This is a genomic window from Streptomyces sp. NRRL WC-3549 (assembly GCF_000721935.1).
GTDB lineage: Bacteria > Actinomycetota > Actinomycetes > Streptomycetales > Streptomycetaceae > Streptomyces.
This window is the reverse complement of the sequence record NZ_KL585390.1, coordinates 66,281-72,818: the sequence shown is the minus strand read 5'-3', so window position 1 is coordinate 72,818 and position 6,538 is coordinate 66,281. Positions and strand designations below refer to the sequence as shown.

The window sequence follows — 6,538 nt, the reverse complement described above, 5'->3', positions numbered from 1 at the left end:
AATCCCCCCTGCGGCGGTTGCTGGCTGGGCGGCTGGGTCATCAGCACGTCCCCCTTCGTGCGGTCCGTTGCCCGGTTCGGTCTCCCCCGCGATTCCGCTGGGCTGGGCACCCCTCGGAAAGGAGCGAATCGGGCACGGGTTCCGCGGCGTTACGACAGTCGAGCGGGGCTTCTTTGTACCACCGCACCACCGCGGGCACCGGGCCGGTCCGCCCCCTGTACCCAAGGGAGAACCGGGCCGTGATGCCTCCGTTACGCGTCCACCGGGGCCGCACACCGCCCGGGGCGCACCGTGGGGCTCACGCGTCCTCGGCAAGCTCCAGCCAGCGCATCTCCAACACGTCGCGCTCGGCGACCAGTTCACGCAGCTCGGCGTCGAGTGCCGCCACCTTCTCGAAGTCGGTGGCGTGTGCGGCGATCTGCGCGTGCAGCTCCGTCTCCCGGGTCGACATCTTGTCGAGCTGCCGCTCCACCTTCTGCAGTTCCTTCTTCGCCGCCCGCGCCGCCTGCGGCGACACGGTGTTGGCCGGTGCGGCCTTCGGCGCGCCGGAGGCCGAGGCCGGGGTGGCCTCCTCCTCCATGCGCTTCCTGCGCTCCAGGTACTCGTCGACGCCGCGCGGCAGCATCCGCAGCGCCCGGTCGCCGAGCAGCGCCATCACCCGGTCGGTGGTCCGCTCGATGAAGAAGCGGTCGTGGGAGATGACGATCATCGACCCGGGCCAGCCGTCGAGGAGATCCTCCAGCTGGGTCAGCGTCTCGATGTCCAGGTCGTTGGTGGGCTCGTCGAGGAAGAGGACGTTGGGCTCGTCCATCAGCAGACGCAGGATCTGCAGCCGCCGCCGCTCGCCACCGGACAGGTCCCCGACCGGTGTCCACTGCTTCTCGTTGGAGAAGCCGAACTGCTCACAGAGCTGACCGGCGGTCATCTCGCGCCCCTTGCCGAGGTCGACCCGGTCGCGCACCTGCTGGACGGCTTCGAGGACACGCAGCTTCGGGTCGAGTTCCGCCACCTCCTGGGAGAGGTAGGCCAGCTTGACGGTCTTACCGACGACGATCTTCCCGGCCGCGGGCTGTACGTCACCGTGGCTGCGCGCCGCCTCGGCGAGCGCCCGCAGCAGCGAGGTCTTGCCCGCGCCGTTGACCCCGACCAGACCGATGCGGTCGCCGGGGCCGAGCTGCCAGGTGAGATGGGTGAGCAGCGTCTTGGCACCGGCCTGGACGGTCACGTCCTCCAGGTCGAAGACGGTCTTGCCGAGCCGGGCGTTGGCGAACTTCATCAGCTCGCTGGTGTCGCGCGGGGGCGGAACGTCGGCGATCAGCTCGTTGGCCGCCTCGATGCGGTAGCGGGGCTTGGACGTACGGGCGGGGGCGCCGCGCCGCAGCCAGGCCAGCTCCTTGCGCATCAGGTTCTGCCGCTTGGCCTCCTCGGTCGCGGCGATCCGCTCGCGCTCGGCCCGGGCGAAGACGTAGTCGCTGTAGCCGCCCTCGTACTCGTGGACCGTGCCCCGCTGGACATCCCACATGCGGGTGCAGACCTGGTCGAGGAACCAGCGGTCGTGGGTGACGCAGACGAGCGCGGAGCGCCGCGCCCGCAGGTGCCCGGCCAGCCAGGCGATGCCCTCGACGTCGAGGTGGTTGGTGGGCTCGTCGAGGACGATCAGGTCCTGTTCGGCGATGAGCAGCTTCGCCAGCGCGATCCGGCGCCGCTCGCCGCCGGAGAGCGGGGCGATGACGGTGTCCAGGCCGTGTTCGAACCCGGGCAGGGCCAGCCCGCCGAAGAGGCCGGTGAGCACGTCGCGGATCTTGGCGCTGCCGGCCCACTCGTGGTCGGCGAGGTCGCCGATGACCTCGTGCCGGATGGTGGCCTGCGGGTCGAGGGAGTCGTGCTGGGTCAGGACGCCCAGACGCAGGCCGCCGCTGTGGGTGACGCGGCCGGTGTCGGCCTCCTCCAGCTTGGCGAGCATCCGGATGAGCGTCGTCTTGCCGTCGCCGTTGCGGCCGACGACGCCGATCCGGTCGCCCTCGGACACCCCGAGGGATACACCGTCGAGCAGGGCACGGGTGCCGTACACCTTGCTGACCTGCTCGACATTGACCAGATTGACGGCCATTTCACTCCTGCCCCGGGGGTCCCCCCGGGCAGGGACCGCTCGATGTCCCAGGGTAGTCGCCGCCACGGGTGCGGTAGCGTGCGGCGACCGGCGAGGGGGGAGAACCCCTGGTCGCGCGGGTTCGGGACATTCTTCGGGGTGGGGACTTCATGAGACGTGGTGCTGGACGGGCCCTGGCCGGGGCGGTGCTGGCGGGGCTGGTGCTGGCCGGCTGTTCGTCGTCAGCCGCCGACGGGAAGGGCGGCGGCACCCCGTCGCCCTCGGACGGCACGGCGAAAGACGGCACGGCGAGGGACGGCACGGCGAAGAACGGCGACCGCGGCACCGGCCGGCCGGCCGCGAAGGGGATCACGCTCGGCGGCGCCGGCTCGGCCTGTGTCCTGCCGGTCACCTTCGACCTGGCGAAGGACTGGAAGCCGCAGGCCGTCGAGGTGGAGCCCGGGTCCGACCTGGCGGAGCTGGGCGAGCAGGGCACGGTGACGCTGGTCTGCGAGATCGACGCGAAGCCGGCCGGGAACATCGGTTACCTCCGGGTGTGGGCGGGCGGGAAGTCCGCCGGCGACGCGCGGTCGGCGCTGGAGGCGTTCGTGGCGGACGAACCGCACGCGGCGAAGGCCGTGTACACGGAGGCCGAGGCCGGATCCGTGGCCGCCGTCGAGGTCGGCTACACGGTGGACGGCGACCCGTCGGACGGGCCGAAGCCGGAGCGCGCCTTCGCGGTCGCCACCCCCGAGGGCCCCCTCGTGGTGCACCTGGGCGGGATGGACGCGGAGGAGCACCGGCAGATGCTGCCCGCGTACGAGCTGGCCCGGGAGAGCCTGAAACTGGGCTGACGGGACCGCACCCGCCGTCCTTCTCCCGCACCCCGCGCAAGGAGTACGCACGTTGTCGTCGTCACCCGGCCTGGTCGCCGGCATGGAACGCCACCAGGTCGCCGTCTACCTCGGCGCCCTGGCCGCCGGAGGGCTGGTGGGCCGGGCCGCGCCCGGCGCGGGCCCCGTCCTGGAGCACGCCGTCAACCCGGTGCTGGCCGCCCTGCTGTACGTGACGTTCCTGCAGGTGCCCGCGGCGGAGCTGGTCCGCTCCCTGCGGGCGGGCCGCTTCCTGGCCGCCGCGCTGGTGGTGAACTTCGTCGTGGTGCCGCTGGTGGTCGCCGCGATGTTCGCCTTCCTCCCGGACGACCGGGCGGTCCGCCTGGGCGTACTGCTGGTGCTGCTGGCCCCCTGCGTCGACTACGTGATCGTCTTCAGCGGGCTCGCCGGAGGCAGCAGCCGGCGGCTGCTCGCCGCGACCCCGCTGCTGCTGCTCGGGCAGATGGTCCTGCTGCCCGGCTACCTGTTCCTGTTCATGGGCCGCGACCTGGCCGGCGTGGTGGAGGCCGGGCCGTTCGTCGAGGCGTTCGCGGTGCTGATCGTCGTCCCGCTGGCCCTGGCCTGGCTCACCCAGGCCTGGGCCGCGCGGCGCCCGGCCGGGCGGAAGGCGGCCGACGCGGTGGGCACCGCGATGGTGCCGCTGATGGCCGCCACCCTGCTCACCGTGGTCGCCTCCCAGGTGCCCGGGCTCAGCGAGGCCGGCAGCCTGACGGACGTGGCCCACGTCGTGCCGTTCTACGTGCTCTTCCTGGTCGTGATGGCCTTCGCCGGGCTCGGCGTCGCCCGCGTGTTCCGCCTCGGCCCGCGCGACGGGCGGGCGATCGTGTTCACCGGGGCGACGCGCAACTCCCTGGTCGTCCTGCCCCTGGCCCTGGCGCTGCCCGACGCCCTGGCCGTCGCGGCGGTCGTCGTGGTCACCCAGACCCTGGTCGAGGTGGTCGGCATGGTGGTCTGCGTACGGGCCGTGCCTCGGATGCTTCCGCTCCGGGACTGACCCCCGCCCCGAGGTCCGTACGCCGCCGGCCGCTACCCCCGCGGCTCCCGCACGGTCGCCCCCGGCGCCGGGGACACCGCCACGCGCACGCCGCGGCACGTGCCCGAGGCCAGCAGCGCGTCACCGATCTCCCGGGCCGTGTCCGCGTCGGCGGCCAGGAAGGCCGTGGTCGGCCCCGACCCCGAGACCAGCGCGGCCAGGGCGCCCGCGGCGGTGCCCACGGCGAGGGTGTCGGCGAGCGAGGGACGCAGGGAGAGGGCAGCGGCCTGGAGGTCGTTGCCGAGGGCGCCCGCGAGCGCGGCGGTGTCGCCCTTGCGCAGGGCGGTCAGGAGCGCGGGGGAGGCGGTGGGTTCGGGTACCCGGGTGCCGGCGGTGAGCCGGTCGAACTCGGCGTACACCGCGGGGGTGGAGAGCCCGCCGTCGGCGACGGCGAAGACCCAGTGGAAGGTGCCGCCGACCTCGATGGGGGTCAGTTGCTCACCCCGGCCCACACCGAGCGCCGCCCCGCCGATCAGACTGAACGGCACATCGCTGCCCAACTCGGCGCAGATGGCGAGCAGTTCGTCCTGGGACGCCCCGGTGGACCACAGGGCGTCGCAGGCCACCAGGGCGGCAGCGCCGTCGGCGCTGCCGCCGGCCATGCCACCGGCGACGGGGATGTCCTTGGCGATGTGGATGTGGACGTCGGGGCTGATGCCGTACCGCCCGGCCAGCGCGACAGCGGCGCGGGCCGCCAGGTTGCCGGCGTCCAGCGGGACCTGCGCGGCGTCGGGGCCGGAGCAGGTGACGCGCAGGGTGTCGGCCGGGGCGACGGTGACCTCGTCGTACAGCCCGACGGCGAGGAAGACGTTGGCCAGGTCGTGGAAGCCGTCGGGGACACGGACGGTGACGCTCATGCGCTGCTCCCGGACGTCTCGGCCTGCCCGGGCCGCTCCGGCTGCCCGGGCTTGTTCTCGGCGACGGCGGCGAACTCCTCGACGGTGAGGGCCTCGCCCCGCGCCTGCGGCGAGATCCCCGCCGCGACGAGGGCCGCCTCGGAGCCGGCCCAGCCGGCCAGCGCGGCGCGCAGCGTCTTGCGGCGCTGGGCGAAGGCCGCGTCGACGACGGCGAAGACCTCGGCCCGGCTCGCCGTGGTCCGGATCGGTTCGGTGCGCCGGACCAGGGACACCAGCCCGGAGTCGACGTTCGGCGCGGGCCAGAAGACGGTGCGCCCGATCGAACCGGCGCGCTTGACGTCGGCGTACCAGGCGGCCTTCACGGACGGCACGCCGTAGACCTTGCTGCCGGGCTTGGCGGCGAGCCGGTCGGCGACCTCGGCCTGCACCATCACGAGCGTCCGCTCGATGGACGGGAAGCGCTCCAGCATGGTGAGCAGCACCGGTACGGCCACGTTGTACGGGAGGTTCGCCACCAGCGCGGTCGGCGCCGGGCCGGGCAGCTCGGTCACCAGCATCGCGTCCGAGTGCACCAGGGAGAAGCGGTCGGCGCGCCCCGGGAGCCGGGCCGCCACGGTGGCCGGCAGGGCGCCCGCGAGTACGTCGTCGATCTCGACGGCGACGACCCGGTCGGCCGCCTCCAGCAGGGCCAGGGTCAGCGAGCCCAGTCCGGGGCCGATCTCGACCACGACGTCGTCGGGCCGCACCTCGGCGGTCCGGACGATCCGGCGGACCGTGTTGGCGTCGATGACGAAGTTCTGTCCGCGCTGCTTGGTGGGGCGTACGCCCAGCGCTGCGGCCAGCTCGCGGATGTCTGCGGGGCCCAGGAGGGCGTCGGGCTCTGTGGTGCTCACCCGGTAAGCCTACGGCCGTCGGGGGGCCCGGAGGCCGCCCGTCCCGTGGGCCCCGCGGCGCGTGCCGGTCAGAAGTCGAACGCGCGGGCGGTGTTGTCGTAGATCGCGGCGGCCAGGGTGTCCTCGTCGGTGCCCCGCACCTGGGCCATCGCGCGGAGCGTCACCGGGATGAGGTACGGCGCGTTGGGCCGCCCCCGGTAGGGGGCCGGGGTGAGGAAGGGGGCGTCGGTCTCGACGAGCACCAGCTCCGCCGGGGCCACGGCCAGCGCGTCGCGGAGCGGCTGGGCGTTCTTGAAGGTGACGTTGCCGGCGAAGGACATGAAGTACCCGGCGGCGGCGCAGACGCGGGCCATCTCGGCGTCCCCGGAGTAGCAGTGGAAGACGGTGCGCTCCGGCGCGCCCTCCTCGGCGAGGATGCGCAGCACGTCGGCGTGGGCCTCCCGGTCGTGGATGACCAGGGCCTTGCCGTGCCGCTTGGCGATCTCGATGTGGGCCCGGAAGGACTCCTCCTGGGCGGCGACGCCCTCGGGGCCGGTACGGAAGTGGTCCAGGCCGGTCTCGCCGACGGCGCGTACGTGGTCGAGGGCGGCCAGGGCGTCGATCTCGGCGAGCGCCTCGTCCAGGGCGGCCTTGCCGCCCGGCTCGCGCGCCCCCTGCCGCGCGCTGCCCTCCGGGTCCCCGTGCACGATCCGCGGCGCCTCGTTGGGGTGCAGGGCGACGGCGGCGTGCACGGACGGGTGGGCGGCGGCCGTCTCGGCGGCCCACCGCGAGCC

General features: G+C 73.9%; 6 protein-coding genes. 2 read left to right on the top strand and 4 right to left on the bottom strand.

The genetic code is table 11. The features are described from left to right. Positions 1-298: 298 nt before the first annotated feature. Positions 299-2,110 carry an ABC-F family ATP-binding cassette domain-containing protein gene (locus tag IH13_RS0108480; RefSeq protein WP_031082506.1) on the bottom strand — a complete coding sequence of 604 codons (1,812 nt, stop codon included), beginning with the start codon at positions 2,108-2,110 and terminating at the stop codon, positions 299-301. A gap of 149 nt (positions 2,111-2,259) precedes the next feature. On the opposite strand from IH13_RS0108480, the gene IH13_RS0108475 reads away from it, so the two are divergent. After that, positions 2,260-2,943 carry a lipoprotein gene (locus IH13_RS0108475; protein WP_031082504.1) on the top strand — a complete coding sequence of 228 codons (684 nt, stop codon included), beginning with the start codon at positions 2,260-2,262 and terminating at the stop codon, positions 2,941-2,943. 82 nt (positions 2,944-3,025) lie between these two features. Further along, positions 3,026-3,976 carry a bile acid:sodium symporter gene (locus IH13_RS0108470; protein WP_037841013.1) on the top strand — a complete coding sequence of 317 codons (951 nt, stop codon included), beginning with the start codon at positions 3,026-3,028 and terminating at the stop codon, positions 3,974-3,976. Between the two features lie 32 nt (positions 3,977-4,008). Here IH13_RS0108470 and IH13_RS0108465 read toward each other — a convergent pair whose 3' ends face one another. The 3 genes from IH13_RS0108465 to IH13_RS0108455 all read right to left on the bottom strand — a co-directional run. Continuing rightward, positions 4,009-4,872 (bottom strand): 4-(cytidine 5'-diphospho)-2-C-methyl-D-erythritol kinase, encoded by an 864-nt coding sequence (locus IH13_RS0108465; RefSeq protein ID WP_031082502.1) that lies wholly within the window; start codon positions 4,870-4,872, stop codon positions 4,009-4,011. Further along, on the bottom strand, positions 4,869-5,765 hold the full coding sequence (gene rsmA, locus IH13_RS0108460; protein ID WP_051835798.1) for a 16S rRNA (adenine(1518)-N(6)/adenine(1519)-N(6))-dimethyltransferase RsmA: 897 nt from the start codon (positions 5,763-5,765) through the stop codon (positions 4,869-4,871). Before rsmA ends, IH13_RS0108465 begins: the two co-directional genes overlap by 4 nt. 68 nt (positions 5,766-5,833) lie before the next feature. After that, a partial coding sequence (locus tag IH13_RS0108455; protein ID WP_031082499.1) for a TatD family hydrolase occupies positions 5,834-6,538 on the bottom strand: 705 nt, incomplete at its 5' end.